This is a genomic window from Paenibacillus sp. Root444D2 (genome assembly GCF_001426375.1).
Taxonomy (GTDB): domain Bacteria; phylum Bacillota; class Bacilli; order Paenibacillales; family NBRC-103111; genus Paenibacillus_E.
On sequence record NZ_LMEO01000045.1, the window covers coordinates 597,431 to 622,779 of the forward strand.

Consider the following 25,349-nt stretch of genomic DNA (forward strand, 5'->3'; position numbering starts at 1 on the left):
TATCGGTTTTAATTTTCACAAAATGTATTTTGTATATTGTATACAATTTATACTACCATTGCAGAATTGTTTTTTCAATATGAATTTTAGCATCTTTTAACCTATTTGCTCACATGAGGATGACATAGATGGGATTACTTGTATAAAAAGATGTTCAATGATAAAATCAAAATACTTATTATATAATATATTGTATTTTCTGATCGTGATTCAGGAGGTAAGTACTATTAATAAAAATAAATATCAGTCGTTAAAAGACCACGTCTATACTTACATCGCCGAGCGCATTCAAAATGGAACTCTTCTACCCAATCAAAAGTTAAGCGAGCTCTCCATCTGCGAAAAACTTGAAGTTAGCAGGACTCCAGTACGAGAAGCACTCATACAGTTGGCCTCCGAAAACTATTTAGAATACTTGCCACGTCGAGGATTTGTTGTAAAAGAACTGGATACCAAGAAGAAACTTGACGTTTTTCAAATCATTGGCACATTGGACGCATTGGCAGCCACATTATCCATCGATCATATCTCCGATGAGGAGATATCAAGAATGGAGGAGATCGCCGATAAAATCGAAACAGCAATTAAAGAAGAAAGCTACACTGATTATCAATTCTACCAGACCGAATTTCATAACGTATACCTTCATAAATGCAACAACAGCACTTTAATTGACATGCTTAAAACACTGCAAAACAGTTTTGTTAGACAAACGTATTTAAGCGACGACAAACCAAAACTGTTCTCGGTACTGGGGCAAATGAATAGGGAACATAGACAAATGATCCAATTATTCAAAGAAAAAAATAAAGCAGTTATGGAAGATTTCGTGAAAAATGTTCATTGGCAAATCAGTTACACGGATATGATCTAGATAAATGCTTTTTGAAAAAATAAGCCTACTCAGCTGTCAAAGACAATGCTGAATAGGTTTATTTGGCATACACGAACTCAGGATAATGTTCTGCTTGCGGCCGCACATTACACCTTTTCGCACCAGACTTTCTAATGTAAATAAGGCATTCAGTTAGTCTCTATTAAGACTCACTGAATGCCGTTTCATTTCATTCCCGGAAATACTTCTTCACTATTTCAAACGCCAACTTCGGCCGGCGGTATCTGTCCACGATGCCTTTACTGTTTTGTGTCCCTGCTCGAGATAAGAGCCATCCTGTATCCTCTACCACTTTACAATCGCAAAATTGCCATATGAACATACCGGATATATAAGGTTTAGACGTATATGCCGCCAAATTTTGCTCAATGATCTCAGCCTGTCTTTCCTCCGTACCGCGTACTTTGTTGGGATCACGCAGCCCGTAGTATCCGTCGCCGCCGAATTCACTCATAATCATGGGTTTGCCGAGTCCACCGAGCTCATCCGCCCATTTCCTGGCTTGGTCGCTAAGTTCACCCGGATCCTCATTCGTATACCACCCTGGATAGAGGTTAAATGAGACGATATCTGCCAGATCGAAGCATAGTTCTTGCTCGCGATGATGGGTAGCATAGGTTAACGGGCGGGAACGATCCATTCCTCTGATTTGTTCCAGCTGTTGACGGTATAACGCTTTCCCTTCTATCGTGTTACTGGCACATTCATTCAGAATTCCCCACATAATAATACTTGGATGATTAAAATGGTTTTCAACCATTTCTTGATTACATACCATACATTGCTCCTGACATTGGGGATCTAGCATATGATCGAGTTGAAATCCTCTGGCATGATTTTCTTCCCATACGAAGACTCCGCGCTCGTCACACAAATCCAGAAAGCGTTCGTCATTCGGATAATGACTTGTCCGTACGGCATTGGATCCCGCTTCCAGCATGAGCTCCATATCCTGTACCATGAGCTGGTACGGGAAAGCAGCGCCAACCATCGGATGATCCTCATGACGATTGAACCCTTTTAGAATAATATCCTCCCCGTTTACTTGAATTTTACCGTTGAAGGTCGTGACTTCGCGGAAACCGACCCGTTCAATTAAATCATCTGAAGGCTTCTTATTCCCATCTCTAAATAGTTGTACATTGACCAAATACATATTTGGTGTCTTGTTGGACCAAATCTTTACGTTCGGAAATGCGCTTGAGACACGGAAAACGGATGTTTCACCCGATGCGATTATTTGTTTCTTCCATTGCAGCGCGAATTCCCCGAGCGTACCTTTGAGCTCAACCTCAGTAGGATTGCGACTGGCATTCGTCACATATACACTGGCTTCCCCATGCCACTGGCCATCTTTCCATGAGGGTGTGAATTGAATACGGTTAATGTAGACATCAGAAATGCACTCAATTCCAACTGGCCGGATGATACCGCCATACGTATAATAATCATTCGCAAAATGAAGTTTGGATTCTTTCGTAAAAGAATTATCAACGACGACCACGATTTCATGGCTGCCAGGAGCAGCATCCGTGATAACTTTGGTTGTGAAAGGAGTATAAGCGTTATAATGAAACCCAACCTCCTCTCCGTCAAAATAGATAACTGCTGTGTGACTCACACCCTTGAACAGCAACCTGACCGATGTTGTTTCGTGTAAGGTGATTATCTTCCGATAAACACCTTTCCCCCGATAAGTCAACAATTCAGGATGCATCTCCCAACAACCTGGAACAGGTAAGCGGTAATGATAGTCCTTTGGAATGCCTTCGTTTTGTTCAATCGGTTGAAAATCCCAATCGCCTTCCAATTCTTGCACCTGACGGATTTGATTTGTCGGGAAAAGTCGTAACATTTTAGCGCAGCTCCTTCTATTTGATTATTTGATATAGTCAACTATAGAATAAATGCTTTAGCGATAGTCCCTGAACTCTTGAGGTGTACAACCGACCGCCTTTTTAAAAATGTAAGCGAAATAAGCAGCCCTCTGGTACCTGAGCATTTCCTATGCGGACATCGAGAACAAAATCAGAAATGATCTTACCATAGCCTAGGAAAGAGAAAAGCTTAAATTTCAATCAAGGGCTCATGTTCAGCTTGAAAAGGGAACACTTTCTGAGCTGCCTCGATAAACAATTTTACCGCAATGGTGCAGTCCTCCACGGGTCCGGAGGCTATGTGAATATCCCGGTAGGCCTGGGGAGACAGACGCTTTAGCGTGAGGCCTTGAGGACGGTCCAAAAGGGACAGCTCAGACATTACCGCCAAACCCTCGCCTGCAAGAACCATTTGAAGCGCGGTTCTGTAGTTGTAGAGAATGTACTTCACCTTTGGTGTCTCCCCCGCACTTTCAAACCAACTCAGGACAGGCGGTTCATAACCCGCTTTACAGATTAGCATCGGTTCCTCCCGCAAATCTTCAGGGCGGATTATACTCTTCCCATTTAGCCGGTGATCGTCTCTCATGACCGCATAAATACCTTCCCGGTAAAGAGGGAAAGAATCGGTGGTTTTATCCGAGGGGATGAGCAATCCAACATCGATTTGCCGGTTATCTAGCCATTCCTGCACATCCGCAATGGTACCTTCCACGATGCTAAACTCCAGCTTTGGATAATGCTGTTTGATTTGGCTAATCAGTTTCGGAACAAAATAAGACGCCGCTACCGGGAAGGCGCCGATGCGGACGCAGCCGGTTTCCAGTCCTTTTTCTTTGGCGATTTCCTGGTCGACTTTGTCATATCCTTGAAGAATCTCCCGGAAAACCCGAACGGTTCGCTCTCCAACTGGCGTGAGCGCAACGCCGTGACGCCGATCTCGGATAATTAATGTTACCCCGAGCTCACGTTCCAGGGAAGTGACCGCACGGCTGACGGCCGGCTGCGTCATATTCATTTTTTCCCCGGCAGTCGTAAAGTTTCGGGTTTCCGAAATAGCGACGATCAACTGTAACAGAGATTTATTCATATCAAATTTGTTATCTCCCTCATGACTTACATTCATTTTATTTATGATAAACCTTATTGTAACATGATAATAGAACAAGAGAAAGAAGATGTTGTTGAGAGACTTACCAGGCCTTAAACACGCTGCTGCAGTGAGCTGTGACCTGGAATACAATGGGATAGGAGTCTGATTATGAAAACAAGAGCCTGGATTTTTCTAGTATTGGCGAATCTGTTTTGGGCTGGTAATCTGATATTCGGCAAATCGGTTACGTCCGATTTCCATCCAATCTGGGCCTCTTTCTTGCGTTGGGCGATTGCGGCCGTGGTGCTGATTCCGATTGCGCAACTGGTGGAGAAACCGAACTGGCTGAAGATTTGGAAAAACAACTGGGGCATTCTGTTATTCTTCTCGCTGGTAGGCGTCGTGTCTTACACGCTTCTTACCTACACGGCACTCCAGCACACCTCATCTACAAACGGCAGTCTGATCAACAGTTTGACTCCGGCGGTCATGATCGTGCTATCCTTGCTGTTCCTGAAGGACAAAATTACCGTTTGGCAGGGAGTGGGGCTGGTGTTATCTTTCCTAGGTGTACTCACGGTATTGACGAAAGGGCATCTGCTTGGTGTATTTAGCACACATTATAACCAAGGAGACGGCATCCTGATGGTAGCGGCATTTCTATGGGCCATCTATTCGATAATCAGCAAAAGAGTGCAGCATCTTCCTCCGATTACATTTGTTGCATTTACAGCTTCTATTGGCGACGTTTGCATGCTCCCGCTGCTGTTTATTCAGCCTTTACATAAAGAGCACATCACCGCTTTCGGCATTACAGGTATCATCTATTTGGGTTTGTTCCCTTCCATCGGGTCATTCCTGTTCTGGAACCAGGGCATTAAGGAGCTTGGACCGAGCAAAGCCAGCATCACAATGAATTTGATGCCGATTTTCACCGCTATCATATCTTTGATGGTTGGTCAGGAATTGCTGGTCTCCCAAATCGTAGGTGGCGTTATCGTCATTGTGGGCATGCTGTTGTCGGCTAACCTGATGGATCGGGCGAGAGGAGCAATAACCAAAACGATAACCAAACGGCGCACAGGCATGACTTAAGGAATTTTCACTTTCTTCCCGATAACGTAACACGGCTACCGATCCAAGCCGGTAGCCGTGTTATAGTTTTTTATTCAACTATCGTTTCTCGTTCGCGTAACTAGTTTCGCAGCATAATCAAACCAGAAAATTTGCAGATATCAGTTTTCTATTTACGCCGATTCAATTCATTTGAAGGGAGTTTCTTCAACACGGCACGTACCGGACTTCCATCGGCTTCAACTAATGGTAATGGGAGGGCTATCAATTCATAATCCCCTGGTAAAACATTATCTAAGACAAGCCCTTCCAAGATGTGAATGCCATGACTGGCAAGTTCATGATGAGCTAATAGTTCTTTGCTATCTAATGGGTCTACGGACGGCAAATCAAGACCAATAAGACGAACACCGAGTTCTGCAAGATGAGCCGCTAATTCTGGTTGGAGGTGAGGAATTGTTTGTGGGAACACGCACCGATCCTTCCATGCATCTGTACGAATTAACAGACGGGTAATCCCATTTAGATCTATACCGGATATTTCACCCACTCCGATGGATGTATAGTTTGGCAAATAAACGACACGGGCAGGTCCAATATATAAATCAAGATCCAGTTCAATTACTCTTTTTCCCTCATTATCAAAATGAAAAGGTGCATCAATATGAGTACCGGTGTGTACACTCATGTTAATTTGACCTACATTGACAGATCCACTCTCTTCTTTACTCCAATTAACTTTGTATGAGAAGGGTGTGTCTCCTGGCCAGACTGCAACCTTTTTGTCTAGCGGCTGTGAAATATCAATCCATGTCCCCAAGCATATTACCTCCATTTCTTCCGATTTCTTCTCTCCACATCAGAATGTTCAAGTTCTTTACGGCGCTAAAGCGAGTAGAGCGGCATTCAGATTGGCGAATAAACCTACCTTTAAACGCGGTCGCTCATCTTCGAATGACCTCGATAGAGGTTTATCTCATAGCTTCGCTCTTAAACTCCATAGCTCCGGGAAGAAGTGTTGGTCCAGAGCTCTTTTTAAATAAGTAACACCTGATGAGCCGCCTGTTCCTTGTTTATGACCAATAATTCTTTCCACGGTAGTCATATGATTAAAACGCCATAATTGCTGTTGACTTCCAATGTCCACTAGTTTCTCTGCCAGCTCATATAAATCCCAATATTGCTCGACATTGCGGTAAACGGTCAGCCACGCCTCTTCTACACTGGCATTTGGTTGATAGTTTTGCGACCAATCCCTGTTAAGTGCTTCTTGATCAATAGGTAATCCACGCAATGCAAGCGCATTGATAGCCGCGTCATAAATACTTGGCTCATGAAGAGATTGCTGCATTTGCTCGTATAGATCGCTCTGATGTTGAAATACGGATAACGTATGGACATTCTTGTTGCCTAGCGCAAATTCAATCAAACGATTCTGATGAGACTGGAACCCGGAAGATTGACCCAGTTTATCTCTAAATTCCATGTATTCGGCCGGCGTCAACGTAGAGAGGACGCTCCATGACTGTATCAATTGGTGCTGAATTCTCGAAACACGGGACAACATTTTAAATGATGGTTCCAAATCGTTATTGCGTATACTCAGGGTTGCTGCTTTCACCTCATGTAAAATGAGCTTCATCCATAACTCACTCGCCTGGTGGATAATGATAAAAAGCATTTCATCATGGTGATCCGAACATCTATGTTGACTAGATAAAATCTTATCCAGATGGAGATAATCCCCGTAAGACATCGCTTTGCTAAAATCTGTTTGAATTTCTTTTTCGAGCCCCATACTTTTGTTTTGTTCATTATTATTCATTCTGTAACGCCCCTCTCTTCGTAAGAGAAATCCAACAGTTTGCTGCACGGCATGATGATTACTTGTTCCTTTTTTTCCAAACGAAATAAGCAGCAGACAGAAACAGTAACCATGGAATCCCAAATTGAAGCATAATTTTAAAGCCTGTAAACCATGTAGAAATCATTAAACTAAGTAGAAGAACCGCTCCCAGAATCGTTAAATAAGGAAAACCAAGCATTCTCACCGGCAAATGGCGACCACCCATTTTCTCCCACTTTCTTCTGAAAAATAAATGAGAAATGAACACCATAAGCCAAGTGAATATAGCTCCGAACATGGAAATTCCCATCATCAATGCATAGGATGAATCTGGGAGTATTGCATTAATTGCTGCGGCAATAAAAATCCCAAGTGTAGAAACAGCAAGAGCGCTGACAGGAACCCCTCTATTATTAATTTTCCCCAAAAAGGCAGGGGCATGATTACCGCGTGATAATGAGAACATCATACGTGTTGAAGCATACAGTTGACTGTTCATTGCCGATAAAGCAGCCGTTAAAATGATAAAATTCATGATTCCAGATGCTCCTGGAACATTCAAGATTTCCATTACTTTTACGAATGGACTTTTATCGATCCCCGCTGATTTCCAAGGAACAATCATTAGCATGATACCAATTGTCAAAACATAGAAGGTAGACAAACGGAACACGGTTGATTTCAATGCTTTAGGTACGGCTACATCGGGGTCTTTTGACTCTCCAGCTGTAACCGCTATCATTTCTGTTCCCAAAAAGCTGAATAAAGAAATAAAGATAGCTACCCACATGCCCCACCAGCCAAAGGGTAAAAAACCTCCATCATTCACTAAGTTTCCGGGTCCGATATTTGACTGTCCGGATGTTCCAAATAGGATATAAGATCCAAGAAGAATAAAGCCGACAATTGCACTTATTTTTATCATAGAGAACCAATACTCAACAGTACCAAATATATGAACACTCTTGGCATTTATATAAATTAGCAAAGTGGCAAACAATAAAATCCATACGATTTCCGGCACAGTCGGAAACCAGTATTTCATATAAACCGCTATTGCACTTACTTCTACCCCAATAGCAAGAACATTGGCAATCCAATACGAATAACGAACAAGAAAGCCTGCCATGGGACTGATGTATTTTTCAGAAATCGTTCCAAAAGATCCCGAAGTAGGATGAGCGACCGTCATTTCCGCTAAACATCCCATTAACAACAATACGATAAATGCGCCTATTCCATAACTCAACAATACACTTGGACCGGCTGTTTTGATGGCTAGCCCGCTGCCTAGGAACAATCCCGTCCCGATGGCACAACCCATGGCAATCATCATAAGCTGGTTTGTTTTTAAATCACGCTTTAGCCCACTCTCTATTTCATCTCCATTATTCGATTGCGTATCTTTATCTGTCATATTTCATCCCCCTTTTTCGTCAAAAGGCATTTATGCAACAACTTCACGTTCATTATGAAATAGTTTGTATTGTTCTTCTGCCATGATTTTTTTGAGAATTTGTATGACTTCCCAAACTTCTGCGTAAGAAGTATACAGCGCAACCGGAGCAAGACGAATGATGTTTGGCGCTCGGAAATCCGGTATCACGCCATTTTTTTTCAAAGCCTTACAAATGCGCGCAGCTTCTCCATGCTCAAGGCTCACGTGACCTCCGCGACGTACATCTTCTCTGGGACTTCCAATGGCGAACCCATAATCTGCTAACTCATGTTCAATTAAGTTCATTAAATATTGATTGATTTGAAGAGACTTTTGGCGAATATTCGCAATACCAGCTTCTGCAATAATTTCTAAAGATCCTAGTAAAGGTGCAAGGCTTAATACGTGGGGCGTTCCAATTTGGTAGGCTCCCGCAGATTCAGCTGGTGTTAATGTATGTTCCATGTCGAATTGTTTATCTTTTCTGGACCCGAACCAGCCAGCCAATCCAGGGTTAGTTCCAAAATGTTTACGATTTACGAATAAACCGCCAACACAGCCAGGTCCGCCGTTTAAATGTTTGTAATTGCACCAATACGCGAAGTCAACATCCCATTCGCTAAACGAATGCGGGATCGCCCCGATCGAATGACATCCGTCAAATCCGATTAAAATGCCTCTTCTATGAGCTTCTGCCGTTAATCGCTTCATATCCAATATTTGACCGCTGCGATACAGAACGGTAGGTAAGATGATCAGAGCAATGTCATCGGTCATAGCCTCGATCATATCATCTTCTTCTAAAAATCGGCCATCCCGGCTTTTCACACGGATGAGATGGGTATCTGGATCGTATCCATGGGTGCGAAGTTGGCTTTGAAGAGCATAAATATCAGATGGAAACGTTAGTTCATCTGCCAAAATTTTGGTACGTGTCCCTTGAGGCTTATAAAAAGTAGCAACAAGTTGATGTAAATTTATAGTCGTGGAACCGGTTACAATAACTTCATTAGGAAAAGCTCCTACTAACGGTGCACTCATCTCGCCTAATTTCTCCGATAAGGTAAACCATGGATGATTCCCTTGTGTCCATCCATCGATGCCATGTTCTTTCCAATCGGCTAAAGACTCCAAAAGTGTACGTTCAGCTCTTCTCGAAAGCAGCCCCAATGAATTCCCATCCATATAGATGGAATCAGGCTGTAAATAAAATTCTTCCCGAAAACGCGAAAGGTTATCCTCTATGTCCAATTGTTTTGCGAAATCTAATGTAGGTTGAAAGAAATTTGAAAGCACTGTATCATCCCCTTCTTTATTTAAAATCACTTTTCTAGGGACATCATATCAATGAATATGACATGGCGTCAATATTATTATCCAGACGATTCAATCTAAACAAATCTTTCCTTTTCAGAGAAATCCTTATATCCTAGAAGATAATTATTAAAAGGGGGGAATTGGAATGAGCAATGACAAAATAGGGGATAAACGACATTTACGCTCAGCAGTGACACGTCAAAAGTTATTGGAAGCTGCAAGGGAAGTTTTTCTAGACGATGGTTTTCAAAAAGCGACGATTTCTCAAATGATCAAAAAAGCAAACATTGGGTACGGAACAGCCTATGTTCATTTTGAAGGAAAAGAGGATCTTCTTTGCGTATTAATGGAGAATGTCATGGCTCAGTTTTATGAAATTGCCGAGATCTCCTTCTTCCCGAAATCGAAAGACGAAGCAGAGCAAATCATAAAAAAACAAACCCATGATTTTTTAAAAATGGCAGAGGCAGAACGTAATATGATGCAAATCTTCGAGCAGGCTATTGGGGTATCCTCTGTTATTTCGGATAAGTGGAAGGCAATTCGTGAAAAGTTTATTCATCGAATATCTATGGATATTGCCTATTCACAGCAAAATGGGCTAGCCAGAGCTGAATTAAACTATGAAATTGTTGCACGAGGTTGGTTTTTCACGAATGAAATGTATCTTTGGGAAATTGTTCGAAACGAACATCATCGTTCTGTAGAAGAGATTGCTAATACAATCACATCTCTTTACACGACAGGTCTTTATCTATGACTATATTTGTATAGGTGAAACTCAGAGAAGGCAGATGAATGGTTACATTCGACCTGCCTTCTCCTCATCATATGCTTGGCTTCGATTCCGCGCTTGTGTGTTCTTCAGTTTTAAAAGATTGTTAAGTCGTTAATTTGGCGTACACGATAAAAAATACCATCATTTCTCCGATGATTGCATAATTAGGTACATGAAAAGCCAAGTCCAACGCCATAAAACATCCAATTATTCCTAATAAAATCCCCAAATGATAGTGCTTCAAGGGTAGGTGTTTATGTCTATATCGATAGAAAACAAGATATGTAGAGAAAAAATAAAGCAGTACGGATCCAAAAATAAAACCCAACATGAAAAAATAATTGAGTTGTTCCTTAAATAACAATTGGATCGAAGCAGCTATCGAACTCATGGATAAATAAATGAATAGATGGCCATAAATAATCGTTTGACCGGCAGTTTGTATTTCTTTGCTCACTTTCCGTTCAATATGATCAAAATATTGCCACCACAAAGCAATAACTAATATACATGTAAATGAGGCAAACAAAATGGATGGCAATGTCCAATCACTTGACTGCAAAACAGCAAGTATACTGATCACTGATTCACCAAGAAGAATAAGTGTAAACAATGCAAAGCGTTCCAATAAGTGATGGGTATGTATGGGGGTTTTTATTAGGTACCGTCGGCCGATTAACGGCAGCAAAATATCTACAACAATTCCCGCATATAGAATCGCGTATCGGATCCATGAATCAAAGAATAGCGAACAGGAAGATATCAATATTCCGATCCAAAAGCGAGTCCCCAAGTATTTAGCGGTCTTTTGTTGATGTGTGCCTGTTGCTTTGTGTACCGTAAGATATTGAATAGCTGTCAGTGCTCTCGAACCAATATAGCCTACAAAGAAGGGAATATAGAAGTGATCAAAATTAACAGATAGGCTTGCAGTCATAATTAAAACAAAAAATAGTTGTAGGAACATGAATATCCTATGAGTAACGATATCTTGACCAAAACGATTATTAAAGAGTGTTTGTCCCACCCACGCCCACCAGATTGGAATGAAAATTAAAACAAATTTGGTTAAGTATTCAATGGAAATGCTCCCATGATCGACATGCAGCAAGACGTGGTTCGCTTTTGATACGGCTGCTACAAAAAGTAGATCGTAAAAAAGCTCCAACCAAGTTACTTTTTTCTCAACCATAGCTTCAAAACTCCCTTTATTTGACTTCATATTCACTAATAAATGAGGTAAAGGACTATCGGTAATGTTCGATAGCCCTAAATATATAAAAAATTAAATTTCAATATATTCGCAATTTTACTTATTTACTAGATAAGCCGCTACTTCAGCTAATCGTGAAGCGTAACCCCATTCGTTATCGTACCATGTTGCAATGGACAGCAGTTCGCCCTGTACTTGAGTCAATGGAAGGTCAATGATAGAGGAATGGGAATCGCCTACGATACGAGAAGAGGCCCATTCGCCTTCTAAAATATCCAAGACTCCCTTCAACTGACCATCTGTAGCGGCACTACGGAAAATATCATTTACCTGCTGCACCGTACATGGTTTTTCCGTAACAAGGTTTAATTCAGCAATACTTCCGGTACGAGTTGGAATTCGGTATGCCTTACCCGTAATCTGTAAATCGTTCCATATGAATTTAAGGGCTTTTGCGGCTCCAGATGAAGAAGGAATGATATTTTCCGCAGCGGCCCACGAATCCCGTCGATCCTTCATAGGCTGATCCGTTAGCGATTGCGTGTTTGTATAGGAATGGACGGTCGAGAATAGACCATACTTGATCCCGAAGTTTTCTCTTACGATTTTGACGACAGGAGCTAATGCATTCGTCGTACAACTAGCCATACTAATGATTTTGTGCTTCTCCGGATCGAAACTATCCAGATTTATTCCTTTAAGTAATACAGCATCACAATCTTCAAGGCTCTTGCTAGGTCCGCTAACCAGTACTCGATTTGCACCACGATCCAAATGAATTTGAGCAATAGCGCGGGTAACGGCTCGGCCTGTGCAGTCGATTACCAGATCCACATCCAAGGCCTTCCAATCCGGAACTTCTTTAGACGAATTGATAAACTGAATTTCTCGTCCGCCGATAACCATTAGACCATCCCGTCCGGAGACAGCTTCGGGCCAGCGTTTATAGTTAGTATCCACTTCGAAAAGAGCGGCAAGCGTCGCTTCATCTTTAATATCTGAAATGGAAACCGGAACGAAAAGTTGATCCTGCAAAGCGACTCTTAATAATTGCCTTCCAATACGCCCAAATCCGAATATTCCTATTTTGCCCATAATTAACCTCCATAGAATGTTAAATAAAATTTTCTTAGCCATCGATGATTTAAATGCCAAATTCATCCGGGATATATTCGATCCGAGACTCGGCCAAAATAGTAATCTGCTTAAGCTGATCGTCGTACGTGACAGGACCTTCTTTCACATAAAACCAAATTTTTTTCGCAGGTTGATCATCATATTCCCGAAATAGAAACACATTCAATTCCTGTTTCCAACGGACAATCTCGTGAATATCCACGTCCTGTGTAATGATTAAAGTAATTCTCCACCCCTGACCCATACGTGTCACCGAATATTCCATGGGTTGTTGTTCGGTATGAATAAATGTTCTACCTCCAACCGAATGCCTAACCACAAGTACCTCTTTCATACAAACCCTCCTATTCGTTCTTATGGAAGGTCAATCAGCATTAGAAATGCATCTTCCTCCGCCATGATGCCGAGCTGAGCCAAAGATTCGATTCGAGCCGTATCTCCTTCACCTAACCGAGTATCATTTACAGTGAGTCGTCCCTCAATGACGAAAATAAATATCCGGCGTCCCTCTTCCTGCCGAAAGGTAATCTTTTTATCTCTATCCAACCTGCATAAATAGAGAGTTAGGTCTTGATGGATTTTAACAATCTGCTCTGATCCCTGCGGATCAACGATCGGGAGCAAGGCATTCTTTAACTTCTCTGAATTGTACCTGCGAGTTTCATAGGAAGGATCTAATCCCCGTTCCTTTGGCATGAACCACAATTGAAGAATTCTCATCGGCTCATCCTGCGAAGCGTTGTATTCAGCATGAACAACTCCGGATCCCGCGCTCATTCGCTGCACTTCCCCAGCTTTCGTTACTTCCGTGTTGCCCAAATTGTCCTCATGACGGGCGGATCCTGAAAGTACGATTGTTACGATCTCCATATCACTATGCGGGTGGGCACCAAATCCTTTGCTAGGATCTACGTCATCGTCATTGCATACTCGCAAAACCCCAAATTCGGTGTTATTGGGATCATAGTAATTGCCGAACGAGAAGCTTAAACGGCTGCGCAGCCATCCATGATCTACGCTAAACCGGGAGTCTGCCGGGAATACCTGGATCATTTTAGAACTCTCCTTATCAGCTATTTAAATTGATTAAGACTAACAAACTCACGAACAGGTTTGCGATAACCTTGAGGCCGCTGTTTGGACGTATCTCCCTTACCTATTGCAACCAATAAGATAGGCACAATCGTCAAATGAACTCACTCCTCTCGCGAAAAAGCATCAAAATTATTTTAATAATACGTCATCATAATCTTGATGTTGGTCAAACTGACTTTTGGTGAAAGGACATAGTGGCATAATCTTTAACCTTTCCTTCCGAGCAAACTCGACTACGCGCCTAACTAATTCTTGTCCTACCCCTTGTCCTCGCAGATGATCGGAAACAAACGTGTGATCTACGATTATAATTCCATTCCCAGATGGAACATAATGTATTTCTGCATCCCTCTTATCCTGATCTCCTACATAAAAACTGTTCGTATCTTTATTAATTTCAATCATTATTGTTACCCCATTCATGCTTGATGATCTTTTCTTATATATTGCAAAGCACCGCTTGGGCATTTATCGATAAGATCTGCGATTTTGTCAGCCGTTTCTCCATCTGCTTGAATCCATGGTTTCTTTTTAACGTTGAACACTCCTGGTAACCCTCTCACGCAATTTGCCGAATGACCGCATTTTCCAGAGTGAAATAAAACATCAATATCTTTCCCTTTATATATTTTGAATTCTTTCATTTATCTGACTCCATCACACGTACTTGAATAGGTGATAAACCTTTCTCGATTTCTGCACGTTCAGCTTCAAACCATTCCGGAAGCATCAGTTTTTCACCTAATACATCTGATTGCTCATCAACTGCAAAACCTGGCGGATCCGTGGCGATTTCAAACAGGATGCCCCCTTCTTCACGAAAATAAATCGCATTGAAATATTGTCGGTCGATAATGTCAGTGGGATGGAAGCCATGTTGCTCTACATGAGTTCTCCATGAATCATGATCTTCATCATCCTTTGCGCGCCATGCAATATGATGAACAGTACCAGCTCCACTTCTGCCCCACTCCATCGCCGCAACGTTTACATCAATAATATTGCCAATAGTCCCCGTCGATTTATAGCGCATAAAGTCTCCTTCTTGTTCCACCTTTTGAAGACCCAAGACCTGCTCTAGTACATTCATCGTTTTTTCGGGAGCAGTACTATACAGGACAGCACCGCCAAAACCTTTGATAGCTTTATCTATTGAAACACCACCGAAAGACCACTGACTCAAATCTCCTTCCTCGCGCTCTACAATCTCTAGCTGCAAACCATCCTGATCTGAAAATGTTAAGTAATTCTCATCAAACCTCGTCTTCATAGAATAAAGAACATTAAAGTTTTCTAAGCGCTCTTTCCAAAAATCGAGTGCACCTATAGGAACGACATATGTGGTTACACCGACCTGACCTCCACCAATACGCCCTTTTTGACCTAATTCAAATGGAAAAAATGTAATTATAGTACCTGGACTACCTGATTCATTACCGAAATACAAATGGTAAACTTCCGGAGCGTCAAAGTTGATCGTTTTTTTTACAAGTCTCAGACCTAGTACCCCTGCATAAAAGTCCACATTTTTTTGAGCATTCTTTACAAAAGCCGTTATATGGTGAATTCCTTCTGTTTGTTTTTCCATTTTGCAAACACTCCTCGCATGATCTTTAACTGTTTATGTCTATCATATTGAAATTATTATTCATGAACAATTCCATTATTTCTATATCACATATAGCCATAAGCTATATCTTCAAGGGCGAAGCTAATCGGGAATACTTAAGTTATGTAGAGGAACGATACTATAATTTTAATCTATAGAACGTATAGAAAAAAGAGAATTGATTGATATATTACGTTTCAATACTATAGAAACATGCAACGGACTTCATAACTAGTTGTTTCAGATGCTGTCGTAACTAATAAAATGAAAGGTGGGATTCTCGTATTCAATGCACCCATTGTAGCAGATGCTGCGGGTGGAACCTCTGAGGCACGAAGGGGCAGCATGTTTACAAAATGTAAACAAGTCGATAAGGTGTCTAATATTTCAAAAAAAAAAGGAGCTAACAACCATGAAAAAATTACTTACAAGCCGCACAGTAACAACGCTAGCACTTTTAACTGCTGTCGTATCGACAAGCGCATTCGGATCTATGATCGTTGCAAAGGCAGAAACGCCTGCTGCGACTGCCGCTAGCAAAGACAAACCTGCCATTCAGGCAAAGGCGGTTCCGTCTCCAAGATTGCTGACACCAACGAACCATACGCTGCTAATGATCGACCACCAGCCGCAAATGGCATTTGGTACATCGTCGATTAACATCCAAGATTTGCGTAATAATGTAACTGGACTTGCTAAAGCAGCTAAGGCTTTCAATGTTCCGACCGTTTTGACAACGGTAGCTTCAAAGTCGTTCAGCGGACCGATTTTCCCGGAAATCCAAGCGGTATTCCCTGATCAGCAGCCAATCGACCGTACAACGATGGATGCCTGGGAGGATCAACGTGTTGTAGATAAAGTGAACAGCTATGGTAATAAAAAGCTAGTCATTTCTGGTCTATGGACAGAGGTTTGCGACTTATCAGCTGCGCTTTCCGCGATCGATCAAGGATATGAAGTATACATCGTTACCGATACTTCAGGCGGTGTATCAAAAGAGGCTCACGACATGGCCATTCAGCGCATGATTCAAGCTGGTGTGACACCAATTACTTGGGAACAGTACCTGCTTGAATTGCAACGTGATTGGGCACGTTCCGAAACGTACAAAGCGACAACAGATATTGCTAAAGAACACGGCGGCGCATATGGATTAGGTATTATTTACTCACAAGAAATGTTTGGCGGTAAAGAGGGACATTAATCGATAAGCAAGCAAAATTCACGAAGTAAAATATTACTTCGTGAATTTTTTCATCAATCAAATTGAATCGTTCCTATAAGTGTTAAATTCTAGATACTAGAAGAGATGAAGCCATAGGAAGGAAGTGGATGAAAAGTGATACCAATTCTGGTAAACGAATGGCTGGACGAATACAATGACTATATGCTGCTCTATAAAATGTTCGGTGATCAAATATATTTTGATGAAGCAAAAGAAATATTGGAGAGCATGAAAAAGTATGTTTGTGCTAGCGCTTGAAAGCATCTCGTTAAAGAACTTTACAGAAGTTTGATATTACCAGTTGCCATAGGAGGCCATGGCTCATGGTGGTCAACTCTCCTACATTCCGCTGCCTTAGAAACCGAGTTTCTGCCTTCAATTTCTCGAGTTCTGAGGAGAACTCAGGTCCTTTTCCGCAGCTGTATGTTTACCAACAGGCTGCTTTAACCGATGTAGTTCCCCTTACGATACCATTTCTTCCAAACCTTAAGCTGTGTTGAATTCCGTATCCCCCATACCTCCATCACTTCACTTACAGGACACCCTCCAACTTCATTTCACTGGCCTTCATCTTCATTTCCATTGGATAGCTACTCTAGTTGCCAACACAAAAACACCTCCAAGTTGTCCTCCACATCTTACGACATGGGATGTATTCTCTTGAAAGGTGTTTTGATTTGTCTCACTTTATGGGTTCTAGAAAAAAGTTGATACATGTTTGAACCGAAGGATTGTTGTAATGATGTTTTTTAAAAATAAGCTTGATCTCACGAACAGGCGTTGGATCTACAAGACGAATCATTTTCAATTTCTGACCAAAAAAGCTTTCAATTAAAGAAGCAGGTAAAATAGCTACCCCCATCTTATGCAGTACCATAAAAAGAAGAATTTCCGCAGAAGTTGACTCAAACTTTGATTGCAAAGATTTGGTGATCTTATCGCTGAATGTATGAAGTTGCTCGATTACACTTATATCCCTAACAAATAACGCAGATTCTAAATCTTCTAGCTCCTGAAAAGAAATAACGGTTCGATCTGCCCATGGATGATCCTCATAAACGACCAATGCTTGTTCTTCTTTATATAGGTGCATCATATGAATTTCTTTGTTTGGTTCATGATTGTCGGTAATGCCAATATCGATACTACTATTCAATAATTGCTGTGATGTATTCTCTTGACTGGAAAATTTTAATGTGATATCAGGATACTGTTCATGGAATTTCAAAAACCGGGGTTTTAAACAAAAAAAGTCCATAGACGAGATGCCTATCAAAAGTTTATTTGTTCGAGCATTGCGTAACTCGTAAGTTTCTTTCTTCGATTCTTCAATGAGCCTCATCACGAAAAGAGCTTTTTGGTAAAGTATTTCCCCGGCAGCTGTAATCTTTACCCCTCTACCAACTCTCTCAAACAAAGGGGTTCCAACTTCTCCCTCTAAAAATCGGATCTGTTGACTTAAAGTAGGTTGAGAAATCATTAAAACTTCTGCAGCCTTAGTATAACTTCCTTCTTTGCAAATTTGAATGAAATATTCTAATTGCCTGAACATGAAAATCTCACTCCTGTTTTCACAATAAAGTTGTAACGCACTTAAGCATTTGCTTGTTTGTTTTTGTTCTTCGGTTTCTTTAACATGGCGATTGCCCAGACACCTATACTCACCTGGTCGGCCCGATGAGCGTGATCGGAGTGATTGCTGGACTTTGTAAACATTATATCAAGGAACCTGTCATGTAATATATCCGCTAGATTTCAGGTAAAGGTTGCTAGATTTTAGGGTTGTTGCGTTGGGAACACTATGTGTGTTGTGAGTTGTACTACAAAGAGGAATTTAAAGACCATAAACAACGAGGGGTTCAACTGCTGAATCTTAGGCATCTAACGCGTCAATTTGACTCGCTTAAGCAAATGTATGTACAGGTGAAACTTCAGTTCCAAGCCGTATTAGATCAAGTTTATAGAGGTATGAATGAATTTTATCGCTAAACTACGCTCTTCACTATTCACCACTATTCTCCTCGAATCAGAACTATCCTGCCCGTTTGTTGAGAAAAGGCAGCTGACCGTTCTGGCCAGCTGCCTTAAGCTTCGCTTGAGTTATCGTTTTCTGTCGTTACCGATTTTAGGTGTAGTCGCATGATTTGAGGGTTCTGCTAAGTTCAGTGCAATCTTAGCCCATTTGGATTTCAAACAGCCTTCGCTGGCTTCGGTATTCCAGCGCTGTGATGCCTTCGGTATCCTTGAATATTCTCGTAAAATGCTTCACATTTTCGAATCCAACCTGATCACTGATTTCGTACACCTTCAAATCGGAGTGCACCAGCAGCTCCTTCGCCTTGTCCAGCCTTAATCGGCGAACATAGTTCGAGAAACTCTCACCGTAGTATTCTTGGAAGGCTTGGCTGAAATACGAGTAATTGAGTGAGAAGTGGTTGGACACGACCGCCATGTTCAAATCGTCGGCATAATGCGTCTGCAAGTAGGCGAGAACTTTTTGCATCGTATTTGGCTCCGTAGGCGCTTGCTCTCTCCGATCTTGGATGAACCGATCCAGACTATCGAGAAGCTGCTCAACAACTGCATAATAATGTTCAAATCGATCGAAATTCCCGATATGGCCAACAGAGGCGTAGTGACTTAATAGGTCAAGCACTCTATTTCCGTATATGCCGAACACCTTGTCGAACAGCTCTTCATTAAGCAGCTGGCTGATCCGTTCCAGGTAGCCGATTTCACAGCAGCTAATGATACGAACATCTAGAATTTGATCGAGAAGCTGCTTCATTTCGTTACCTCTTCCCATTCCTATCAGATTCGATAATCGCCCAATCAACTCAACAGGAACGACATGCCGCTCATTGCGCTTACTTACGCTGGTGTAGTCCAGCACATCGAGTTCTGGAAGCACAATACTGTATTTCAAGGTTTGTTTCGTTTGGCTATATGCCAACCTTATCTGCTCTATCCCTTGAACAGACTCGCTAATCGCGATTCGCAGCTGCGTCTCGTATATACTCAACTTCCACCGTTCCGCCAACTGGTAGAAGATAACCGGATCGCGTGCGATCATAATCGTTCCGCCTTTTCCATCACGCGTGAGCATCCAATCCATATGCCCTTGTAACAGCTCAGCGATTTGATTCCTGAAAGAAGCAGCATCCGTACTGCTAGGCTGTGATCCTTCACCGCGTCGCGTGAGCAAGCCCAGCGTATATCCTGCATCCAACCAGCTAAAGCCGGCCTGCTCCAGCTTGTTTTGTGTTATCGCATCACACACATCCTTCTGGGTCAAATGCTGGGTAACTAGCTCGGCAGCAACAAGGCTGGCATCTACGCCTGCCTTGTCTGCTCGCTCTTCTCTCATCCTTATCTCCCTAATTAATCGCTCCAGGACGGCAAACAAGTCCTCCCGTATCACAGGCTTCACGAGATAATCCTTCACAGCATAGCGAATCGCTTTCTGCGCATATACGAACTGATTATAGCCAGACAGCAGTACAATCTCGGGCCTTTCGGGATGCTCTTGCAGTTGCTCGAGCAGTTCAATCCCATCCATAATTGGCATTCGGATATCTGTGAACATAATATCCGCAGGCTCCTGGCTAAGCAGCTCCAGCGCCTCTTGACCATTCTCGGCAAATCGGTAGTTGAACAGATTAGGAAACTGCCTCTCAATCACCGATTGCAAGCCTCTCTGAATGATCTTCTCGTCGTCGACGATTAGCAAGCTAATCATAGATCTCTAATCCCCTTCCATGACCCGATATGGCAAAGTCATGATTATGCGTGTATAGCTTCCTTCCTGACTCTCGATCTGAATCCCATATTCCGTCCCATAGCTCATCACTAAGCGTTGGTCCACATTACGCAGACCAATTCCATTGCTGTCCTGGTTATTTTTGCGAACGACTAATTGCCGAACATCCTGGTATGCGGACTCCTCCATTCGTAGCATTCGATTCAATAAGCCCAGCTTCTCTTCCGGTATGCCGCAGCCGCTGTCAGTGATCTCTATGACACAAGCTTGATCACGCCAGACGGCAGAGATCGTAATGACAAGATTTCCGTCGCTGGAATGCATCCGGCTCATCCCATGCTTGATTGCATTCTCGACTGAGGGCTGCAGTGACATTTTGAGCGATTCCTGCTTGAGGCATTCCGGTGCAATCGACAATCGGAGATCAAGTCTTCCATCATAACGGATGTTCATGACGGATACATAATGCTGGACCTGCTTAATTTCATCACTTAGCATCACGTGATCCTGCTTCCATTCCATTGAATACCGCATCATACCGCCTAGCGAGGTCATTATGTCCGATATAAGGTACTGCCCTTCAATCTCCGCCAGCATCTTGACGTTCTCCAGCGTATTGTAGAGGAAGTGGGAATCGATCTGGTTCTTCAGCGCCCGGAGCTCGGCTTCTTTGCCTGCCGCCTGCCTAGCTGCTTGCTCTTGAATGAGCTCGTTAATCTTCAGAATGAGCCTATGGTAATGCAGGCCCAGCTCTCCTACCTCATCGGTACCAGTTATCGGCGGCAGCTCGACGTTGAAGTTACCGCTTCTTACCTGTTGCATCGATTCTCTTAACGCCTTAAGCCTGCGCAAAATTATCGCCTGCATCGAGTAAGATAGCAGTACGAGAAAGGCCACTAGTAACGAAATGAGTACAATATAACGAACTCTCGAATGGTTAATGCCTTCCATCGTGTCCGCAAGACTAACCATATTGACCAGATGTACGTCGATCGATGGAATGTAGCTCTGAAATGCTAAGTAGGACTGCCCATTAACCTTAAACTGTACCGTCTCGAAATTTGTATTCCTCGTCAGCTTCACGTTGTTCATCAATTGCTCCGAACTGTTCTGTTCGAACACAGGTGAAGCCTTCAAGCTGAATACCTGTCCGCTCCTTGCTACTATGATCAGCTGGGAGTTCTTGTCCTGCACACTACTGAACGTTCGAGAGAAGAAATCCGACAACTTCATCGATATTTCTAGAATCCCGTTATGTTTATTATCGGCATATTTAAATTCCTGCAAGTACGTCATGAAGGGCTCATTCTGCGATGGTTCGGATGGCATACCGGTGAGGGCAACGTTCTCCTGTATCTCCCACCATGGCAAACCGCTCTGCTTTATCACCTCATCATGCCAAGGCTTGTCCTGAATACGTGATTCCTTTAGAATGACTGGCCAAATCTCATTCACATAAGGGTTGTCCGTGAACAATCGGACATTCGCAATTCGTGGATTGTTGAACAAAAAATATTGAAAGTTGTTGACAACATCAAGCTTAATACGAATAACACGCGCTGTATCCTGAATTTGTTTAATTTGCAGATAATTGTTCATTTCCCGGTTGGATAACGCAAGCTGATCGGTCCATCCCATCAGCTCCACGTTATTCTCAATGTTTATCTTCTCGACCGCCAGCACATTCTCGTTTTTCTTCGTCAATTCTTCCATTGCCTTGGTAGACTCTTCATTGAGCGTATACCAGGAGAATAGAACAACCGGTATGAAGATAACGAACACAAATGACAGAATCAGTTTGACTTGAAGCGAAAGGTTAAACGTAAATGCACGTATCCCCAATAACCTACGGATTGCCGCGAATCCCATCTCCTGTTTCACATCCTGCTGCTTCCTCTATCGAACTATTGATTAAGCGACGACTTCAGCTTCTGTACATTTCGTTCATAGGCTGCTTGGCGGCTAGCTACGAGAGCTTCATACTCTGGATCCTCGGTAATGCTTTTCATAAATTCGGTGAACAGTTGATCGAATTCAGCATCCGACTTGGACATCAGCAGCTTTGGCAGGGTCTCGGCCCAGAGCCGCACGTTTTGGTCTTCCGCAATACCTTCCTTCGTCGTCGGGTCCGGATCCAAATTATCGAACTCGGCCATGCTGATCGTCTTGCCCCTCGTCCAATCGGCAATTTGTTTGGCAGGCTCAGCATCCATTCCCGTCATCCATGCTAGATTCATGTTCGTATCCATTAACATCCAGTACATATAAGAACCGCCATATTTGCTATCGAACGCTTTACGGTCGGTGTTGAGCAGATGCATGACCTCCGGCAGGAACTGATCTTTGCCGTCTATCGTATCGTAGGTAATGCCCTTCTCTCCTAAGTACAGATCCTTGTTTCCCTCTTCGCTGAGCAAATAGCTAAGGAAGGCAATTGCCCGTTTCTTATCCTTGACATTCTTCGAGATGAGCGTCACCGTCCAACCGGAGACGCCATTTCCTGCAAGTGTTGGCGCATCATTCGCATCATTCGCCGGACCATCAATCGCGATATACACCTTATTCGGGTCCTTCTGATACAACGCTTGATTAATCTCTGTAAAATCAGACCACTGATACAGCATGGCAAAATAGCGCCCTTGCGATATTTTTTCATCCTTCTCCAATCGTTTTTCATCAATATAGACATCTGTCGGCATCAGCCCGTCCTCATTCGCTTGGCGGAACACCTTCAACCATTTCAGATAGGTTGGATCGCTTCGGCGGTCGTACAGTTTTCCGTTTTTCTGCTGCGGAATGGCTAGAAAATTCTGAAGATACGTATCCAGCGAAAAGTTGCCGGTTTCCGTAAATTCATGCAGGCCGATCGGAATGAGCGGCTGGCCATCCACTTCCGGAAACTTCTCCTTCGCAGCCTTCAGCGCGCCTAGAAACCCTTCCGGCGTGCTCATATCCGGCTTCCCAAGTGCTTCATACATGTCTTTCCGAACAACAAAGGTCTGATTAGACGTAATAAGCTTACCATATTTTCGATAATCCGCAGGGGATGATGATGCATTCGGGTAGCCATACACATTGCCGTCAGCCTGTGTATACCAGCTAAGCTTCGCGGGGTCTGCGACTTTAATAAAATAAGGATCATACTGATCCGCTAGCTTATTCAATGGAAGCACCATATCTCCCTTAATCATCTTCAACACGGCATCCTCGTACCAGCCTAGCGTGATGAAGTCAGGGAGCGTCTTTGCTGCCATCATCGTGTTGAGCTTCTCGCTGGCGTCGCCAGCAGGCGTGATAAAGTTCAAGCTGACGCCCGTCTTCTTCGTTATATAATCGGAAACGACGTTTCCTCCCCACTTGCTGGTGAACCAATCGAAATTGATATACCAGTCAAACGTAATCGGTGTCGTGTCCAGCTTCCAGGCAGGCTCATCCGGAGAAGGCTTCATTGGAGAAGCATCTGCTTTCATAAGATTGGCGTTGGAGTTCGTATGATCCTCAGCAGTATTCCCATAACAAGCTGTTAACGTCAAACACGTCATCATAGCTAGCAAAAGTATTACTGAATTACGCATTTTACCCATTCATAATGCTCCTTCGTCTGTGTAGGTTGGCGAACTAAATGTCCTATATATAGGAAAGTGGTGATCTTGCCATACGCAAACAGGCTTCCAGCCGTGCAGAACCCTCCTGATAGTATAAAGGTTACTGCAAGAAAAATAAAGAGCTTAGATTTTAAGTAGGGTTACGATATTTCAGGTTTCTTAAGCCGCCAACGCTAAGCGAGCACGACAAGGAAATATTCCCTCATCTTGCTCGTGTTCGTTAGCCATGATGTTCTAGTTATGATTTATTACGCGATAGATCATCGCAGCTGCTATAGGGCAAAATAAGAATGTCTAATTCTTGTCCTACTTCTTCATTATTACAGCACTGCTTGGACATATGAATTCATCTCTTGAATGAATTTGCGTACAGCGGACCTCATAGTAACGGAATTAAGATATACAAGAGATATATCCCAACATGGAACTTTGCCTTCTAATTTTACAATACGCAAAGAATCGTCCCTTAGACTTTCGAGCAAAGATGTTGGTATAAGAGCTGCTCCAAGTCCATGACGAACCCCATGAATCAATACTGAAATGGAGGACGTTTCTATTATCGACTTCAAGGTAAACCCATAAGAGGAACAATGCATTTCAATTAATGAATTGTTTTGTTCTCGAAACATGATCGAATTCATTTGCTTCAAGGATCGAAAAGGAATCGAAGATTTATCGGCCAAAGGATGTTCTGAATGAATCAATAGCGCCATTTCTTGTCTATACAAATGAGTCGAAATAACCGAAGCATTAGAAATCGGATTTGCAGTGATTCCAATGTCTACCCTTTGCTCCAAAACTTTATTCTCGGCATCCTCTGCAGCGATAATCTTCAATAAAATATTCGGGTACTTTTCGCGAAATCTCATGAGATAAGGAGCAAGATATCCAAGCTCAGCAGGACAACATCCAATAGAAATTGTTTCTCTAGATATATTGTTTCGGCCGTATATTTCATTTCGTGCCTCTTCAAGAAGATTCATAATAGCATTGCCCTTATTCAAGAGAATTTTCCCCGCTTCCGTTACTTCAACTCCTCTACTTACCCGATCGAACAATGGAATATTATACTCATCTTCCAAAACCCGAATTTGCTGACTTAGTGTAGGCTGAGTCACACCTAATTCTTCTTTAGCTTTGGTGAAACTTCCCGATTTGCATATTTGAATAAAATATTCAAGCTGGCGAAGCTCTATATAGATCACCCCGATCATTCCAGAATAGGAAAGTACTGATGTATGAAACCGCCCCCAAGTGCCCATCCCTGTTCTCAAGGTACACTTGCGTATTTTGCATCCAAAATTCCCGTATCGGGTGATTGCTGGACTTTGTAAACATTATATCAAGGAACCTGTCATGTAATATATCCGCTAGATTTCAGGTGAAG

23 protein-coding genes and 1 pseudogene are annotated in these 25,349 nt (G+C 42.5%); 6 read left to right on the forward strand and 18 right to left on the reverse strand.

Annotated features, from left to right (window positions below):
- The first annotated feature begins 157 nt into the window (after positions 1-157).
- A complete protein-coding gene (locus tag ASD40_RS24085; protein WP_156390175.1) occupies positions 158-874 on the forward strand; it encodes a GntR family transcriptional regulator in 717 nt (238 codons plus the stop codon).
- Positions 875-1,064: 190 nt separating this feature from the next.
- On the opposite strand, the gene ASD40_RS24090 is transcribed toward ASD40_RS24085, so the two are convergent.
- Positions 1,065-2,750 carry a glycoside hydrolase family 2 protein gene (locus tag ASD40_RS24090; RefSeq protein ID WP_057305681.1) on the reverse strand — a complete coding sequence of 562 codons (1,686 nt, stop codon included), beginning with the start codon at positions 2,748-2,750 and terminating at the stop codon, positions 1,065-1,067.
- Positions 2,751-2,962: 212 nt separating this feature from the next.
- On the reverse strand, positions 2,963-3,862 hold the full coding sequence (locus ASD40_RS24095) for a LysR family transcriptional regulator (protein ID WP_057305682.1): 900 nt from the start codon (positions 3,860-3,862) through the stop codon (positions 2,963-2,965).
- A 171-nt stretch (positions 3,863-4,033) separates the two neighbouring features.
- Here ASD40_RS24095 and ASD40_RS24100 point away from each other — a divergent pair, with 171 nt between their 5' ends.
- The gene (locus tag ASD40_RS24100) at positions 4,034-4,960 is read left to right on the forward strand and encodes a DMT family transporter (RefSeq protein WP_057305683.1); all 927 of its coding nucleotides are present in this window, start codon (positions 4,034-4,036) and stop codon (positions 4,958-4,960) included.
- A gap of 148 nt (positions 4,961-5,108) precedes the next feature.
- Here the strand turns inward: ASD40_RS24100 and kynB are convergent, their stop codons facing one another.
- The 4 genes from kynB to kynU all read right to left on the reverse strand — a co-directional run bounded on the left by kynB (position 5,109) and on the right by kynU (position 9,474).
- Positions 5,109-5,759, reverse strand: coding sequence for an arylformamidase (kynB, locus tag ASD40_RS24105; protein WP_156390176.1), 651 nt, complete (start codon positions 5,757-5,759; stop codon positions 5,109-5,111).
- Positions 5,760-5,915: 156 nt separating this feature from the next.
- On the reverse strand, positions 5,916-6,764 hold the full coding sequence (kynA, locus tag ASD40_RS24110; protein ID WP_057305685.1) for a tryptophan 2,3-dioxygenase: 849 nt from the start codon (positions 6,762-6,764) through the stop codon (positions 5,916-5,918).
- 58 nt (positions 6,765-6,822) lie between these two features.
- Positions 6,823-8,202 (reverse strand): amino acid permease, encoded by a 1,380-nt coding sequence (locus ASD40_RS24115; RefSeq protein WP_057305686.1) that lies wholly within the window; start codon positions 8,200-8,202, stop codon positions 6,823-6,825.
- Positions 8,203-8,232: 30 nt separating this feature from the next.
- The gene (kynU, locus tag ASD40_RS24120) at positions 8,233-9,474 is read right to left on the reverse strand and encodes a kynureninase (protein WP_442952726.1); all 1,242 of its coding nucleotides are present in this window, start codon (positions 9,472-9,474) and stop codon (positions 8,233-8,235) included.
- 211 nt (positions 9,475-9,685) lie between these two features.
- On the opposite strand from kynU, the gene ASD40_RS24125 reads away from it, so the two are divergent.
- Positions 9,686-10,300 carry a TetR/AcrR family transcriptional regulator gene (locus ASD40_RS24125; protein ID WP_057305688.1) on the forward strand — a complete coding sequence of 205 codons (615 nt, stop codon included), beginning with the start codon at positions 9,686-9,688 and terminating at the stop codon, positions 10,298-10,300.
- Positions 10,301-10,421: 121 nt separating this feature from the next.
- Here ASD40_RS24125 and ASD40_RS24130 read toward each other — a convergent pair whose 3' ends face one another.
- The 7 genes from ASD40_RS24130 to ASD40_RS24160 all read right to left on the reverse strand — a co-directional run bounded on the left by ASD40_RS24130 (position 10,422) and on the right by ASD40_RS24160 (position 15,351).
- Positions 10,422-11,510: a low temperature requirement protein A gene (locus ASD40_RS24130; protein ID WP_057305689.1), complete on the reverse strand. Its 1,089-nt coding sequence runs from the start codon at positions 11,508-11,510 to the stop codon at positions 10,422-10,424.
- A gap of 117 nt (positions 11,511-11,627) precedes the next feature.
- Positions 11,628-12,626, reverse strand: a complete 999-nt coding sequence (locus tag ASD40_RS24135) for a type I glyceraldehyde-3-phosphate dehydrogenase (protein WP_057305690.1) — start codon at positions 12,624-12,626, stop codon at positions 11,628-11,630.
- A gap of 49 nt (positions 12,627-12,675) precedes the next feature.
- The gene (locus ASD40_RS24140; RefSeq protein ID WP_057305691.1) at positions 12,676-13,002 is read right to left on the reverse strand and encodes a hypothetical protein; all 327 of its coding nucleotides are present in this window, start codon (positions 13,000-13,002) and stop codon (positions 12,676-12,678) included.
- 20 nt (positions 13,003-13,022) lie between these two features.
- Complete coding sequence (locus ASD40_RS24145) at positions 13,023-13,721, reverse strand: pirin family protein (protein ID WP_057305692.1); 699 nt, start codon at positions 13,719-13,721, stop codon at positions 13,023-13,025.
- A gap of 171 nt (positions 13,722-13,892) precedes the next feature.
- Positions 13,893-14,168 (reverse strand): GNAT family N-acetyltransferase, encoded by a 276-nt coding sequence (locus tag ASD40_RS38285; RefSeq protein WP_057305693.1) that lies wholly within the window; start codon positions 14,166-14,168, stop codon positions 13,893-13,895.
- A gap of 14 nt (positions 14,169-14,182) precedes the next feature.
- Complete coding sequence (locus tag ASD40_RS38290) at positions 14,183-14,407, reverse strand: (4Fe-4S)-binding protein (protein WP_057305694.1); 225 nt, start codon at positions 14,405-14,407, stop codon at positions 14,183-14,185.
- The gene (locus tag ASD40_RS24160; protein WP_057305695.1) at positions 14,404-15,351 is read right to left on the reverse strand and encodes a ring-cleaving dioxygenase; all 948 of its coding nucleotides are present in this window, start codon (positions 15,349-15,351) and stop codon (positions 14,404-14,406) included. Before ASD40_RS24160 ends, ASD40_RS38290 begins: the two co-directional genes overlap by 4 nt.
- A gap of 634 nt (positions 15,352-15,985) precedes the next feature.
- Here ASD40_RS24160 and ASD40_RS24165 point away from each other — a divergent pair.
- Positions 15,986-16,576 (forward strand): hydrolase, encoded by a 591-nt coding sequence (locus ASD40_RS24165; RefSeq protein WP_235549410.1) that lies wholly within the window; start codon positions 15,986-15,988, stop codon positions 16,574-16,576.
- A gap of 135 nt (positions 16,577-16,711) precedes the next feature.
- Positions 16,712-16,855: a hypothetical protein gene (locus ASD40_RS37440; RefSeq protein WP_156390177.1), complete on the forward strand. Its 144-nt coding sequence runs from the start codon at positions 16,712-16,714 to the stop codon at positions 16,853-16,855.
- A 424-nt stretch (positions 16,856-17,279) separates the two neighbouring features.
- Here ASD40_RS37440 and ASD40_RS24170 read toward each other — a convergent pair whose 3' ends face one another.
- Positions 17,280-18,149 (reverse strand): LysR family transcriptional regulator, encoded by an 870-nt coding sequence (locus ASD40_RS24170; protein WP_057305696.1) that lies wholly within the window; start codon positions 18,147-18,149, stop codon positions 17,280-17,282.
- Positions 18,150-18,397: 248 nt separating this feature from the next.
- On the opposite strand from ASD40_RS24170, the pseudogene ASD40_RS38830 reads away from it, so the two are divergent.
- Positions 18,398-18,559 (forward strand): annotated as a pseudogene (locus ASD40_RS38830) (IS110 family transposase); the annotation flags it as partial.
- 211 nt (positions 18,560-18,770) lie between these two features.
- Here the strand turns inward: ASD40_RS38830 and ASD40_RS24175 are convergent.
- The 4 genes from ASD40_RS24175 to ASD40_RS24190 all read right to left on the reverse strand — a co-directional run bounded on the left by ASD40_RS24175 (position 18,771) and on the right by ASD40_RS24190 (position 25,224).
- On the reverse strand, positions 18,771-20,336 hold the full coding sequence (locus tag ASD40_RS24175) for a response regulator (protein WP_057305697.1): 1,566 nt from the start codon (positions 20,334-20,336) through the stop codon (positions 18,771-18,773).
- A gap of 6 nt (positions 20,337-20,342) precedes the next feature.
- Positions 20,343-22,238: a histidine kinase gene (locus ASD40_RS24180; protein WP_235549359.1), complete on the reverse strand. Its 1,896-nt coding sequence runs from the start codon at positions 22,236-22,238 to the stop codon at positions 20,343-20,345.
- A 23-nt stretch (positions 22,239-22,261) separates the two neighbouring features.
- A complete protein-coding gene (locus ASD40_RS24185) occupies positions 22,262-23,941 on the reverse strand; it encodes an extracellular solute-binding protein (protein WP_057305698.1) in 1,680 nt (559 codons plus the stop codon).
- A 341-nt stretch (positions 23,942-24,282) separates the two neighbouring features.
- A complete protein-coding gene (locus ASD40_RS24190; RefSeq protein ID WP_235549360.1) occupies positions 24,283-25,224 on the reverse strand; it encodes a LysR family transcriptional regulator in 942 nt (313 codons plus the stop codon).
- Between the last annotated feature and the right edge of the window lie 125 nt (positions 25,225-25,349).

What these genes read in the sequence shown, in the direction of transcription:
- ASD40_RS24140 (WP_057305691.1), bottom strand. Translation starts at nt 13,002, where the DNA reads ATGAAAGAGGTACTTGTGGTTAGGCATTCGGTTGGAGGTAGAACATTT.
- ASD40_RS24090 (WP_057305681.1), bottom strand. Translation starts at nt 2,750, where the DNA reads ATGTTACGACTTTTCCCGACAAATCAAATCCGTCAGGTGCAAGAATTG.
- ASD40_RS24175 (WP_057305697.1), bottom strand. Translation starts at nt 20,336, where the DNA reads ATGATTAGCTTGCTAATCGTCGACGACGAGAAGATCATTCAGAGAGGC.
- ASD40_RS24135 (WP_057305690.1), bottom strand. Translation starts at nt 12,626, where the DNA reads ATGGGCAAAATAGGAATATTCGGATTTGGGCGTATTGGAAGGCAATTA.
- ASD40_RS38290 (WP_057305694.1), bottom strand. Translation starts at nt 14,407, where the DNA reads ATGAAAGAATTCAAAATATATAAAGGGAAAGATATTGATGTTTTATTT.
- ASD40_RS24100 (WP_057305683.1), top strand. Translation starts at nt 4,034, where the DNA reads ATGAAAACAAGAGCCTGGATTTTTCTAGTATTGGCGAATCTGTTTTGG.
- ASD40_RS24115 (WP_057305686.1), bottom strand. Translation starts at nt 8,202, where the DNA reads ATGACAGATAAAGATACGCAATCGAATAATGGAGATGAAATAGAGAGT.
- ASD40_RS24095 (WP_057305682.1), bottom strand. Translation starts at nt 3,862, where the DNA reads ATGAATAAATCTCTGTTACAGTTGATCGTCGCTATTTCGGAAACCCGA.
- ASD40_RS24085 (WP_156390175.1), top strand. Translation starts at nt 158, where the DNA reads ATGATAAAATCAAAATACTTATTATATAATATATTGTATTTTCTGATC.
- ASD40_RS24130 (WP_057305689.1), bottom strand. Translation starts at nt 11,510, where the DNA reads ATGGTTGAGAAAAAAGTAACTTGGTTGGAGCTTTTTTACGATCTACTT.
- ASD40_RS24185 (WP_057305698.1), bottom strand. Translation starts at nt 23,941, where the DNA reads ATGGGTAAAATGCGTAATTCAGTAATACTTTTGCTAGCTATGATGACG.
- kynA (WP_057305685.1), bottom strand. Translation starts at nt 6,764, where the DNA reads ATGAATAATAATGAACAAAACAAAAGTATGGGGCTCGAAAAAGAAATT.
- ASD40_RS38285 (WP_057305693.1), bottom strand. Translation starts at nt 14,168, where the DNA reads ATGATTGAAATTAATAAAGATACGAACAGTTTTTATGTAGGAGATCAG.
- ASD40_RS24165 (WP_235549410.1), top strand. Translation starts at nt 15,986, where the DNA reads ATGATCGACCACCAGCCGCAAATGGCATTTGGTACATCGTCGATTAAC.
- ASD40_RS24125 (WP_057305688.1), top strand. Translation starts at nt 9,686, where the DNA reads ATGAGCAATGACAAAATAGGGGATAAACGACATTTACGCTCAGCAGTG.
- ASD40_RS24160 (WP_057305695.1), bottom strand. Translation starts at nt 15,351, where the DNA reads ATGGAAAAACAAACAGAAGGAATTCACCATATAACGGCTTTTGTAAAG.
- ASD40_RS24145 (WP_057305692.1), bottom strand. Translation starts at nt 13,721, where the DNA reads ATGATCCAGGTATTCCCGGCAGACTCCCGGTTTAGCGTAGATCATGGA.
- ASD40_RS24190 (WP_235549360.1), bottom strand. Translation starts at nt 25,224, where the DNA reads ATGGGCACTTGGGGGCGGTTTCATACATCAGTACTTTCCTATTCTGGA.
- ASD40_RS24170 (WP_057305696.1), bottom strand. Translation starts at nt 18,149, where the DNA reads ATGTTCAGGCAATTAGAATATTTCATTCAAATTTGCAAAGAAGGAAGT.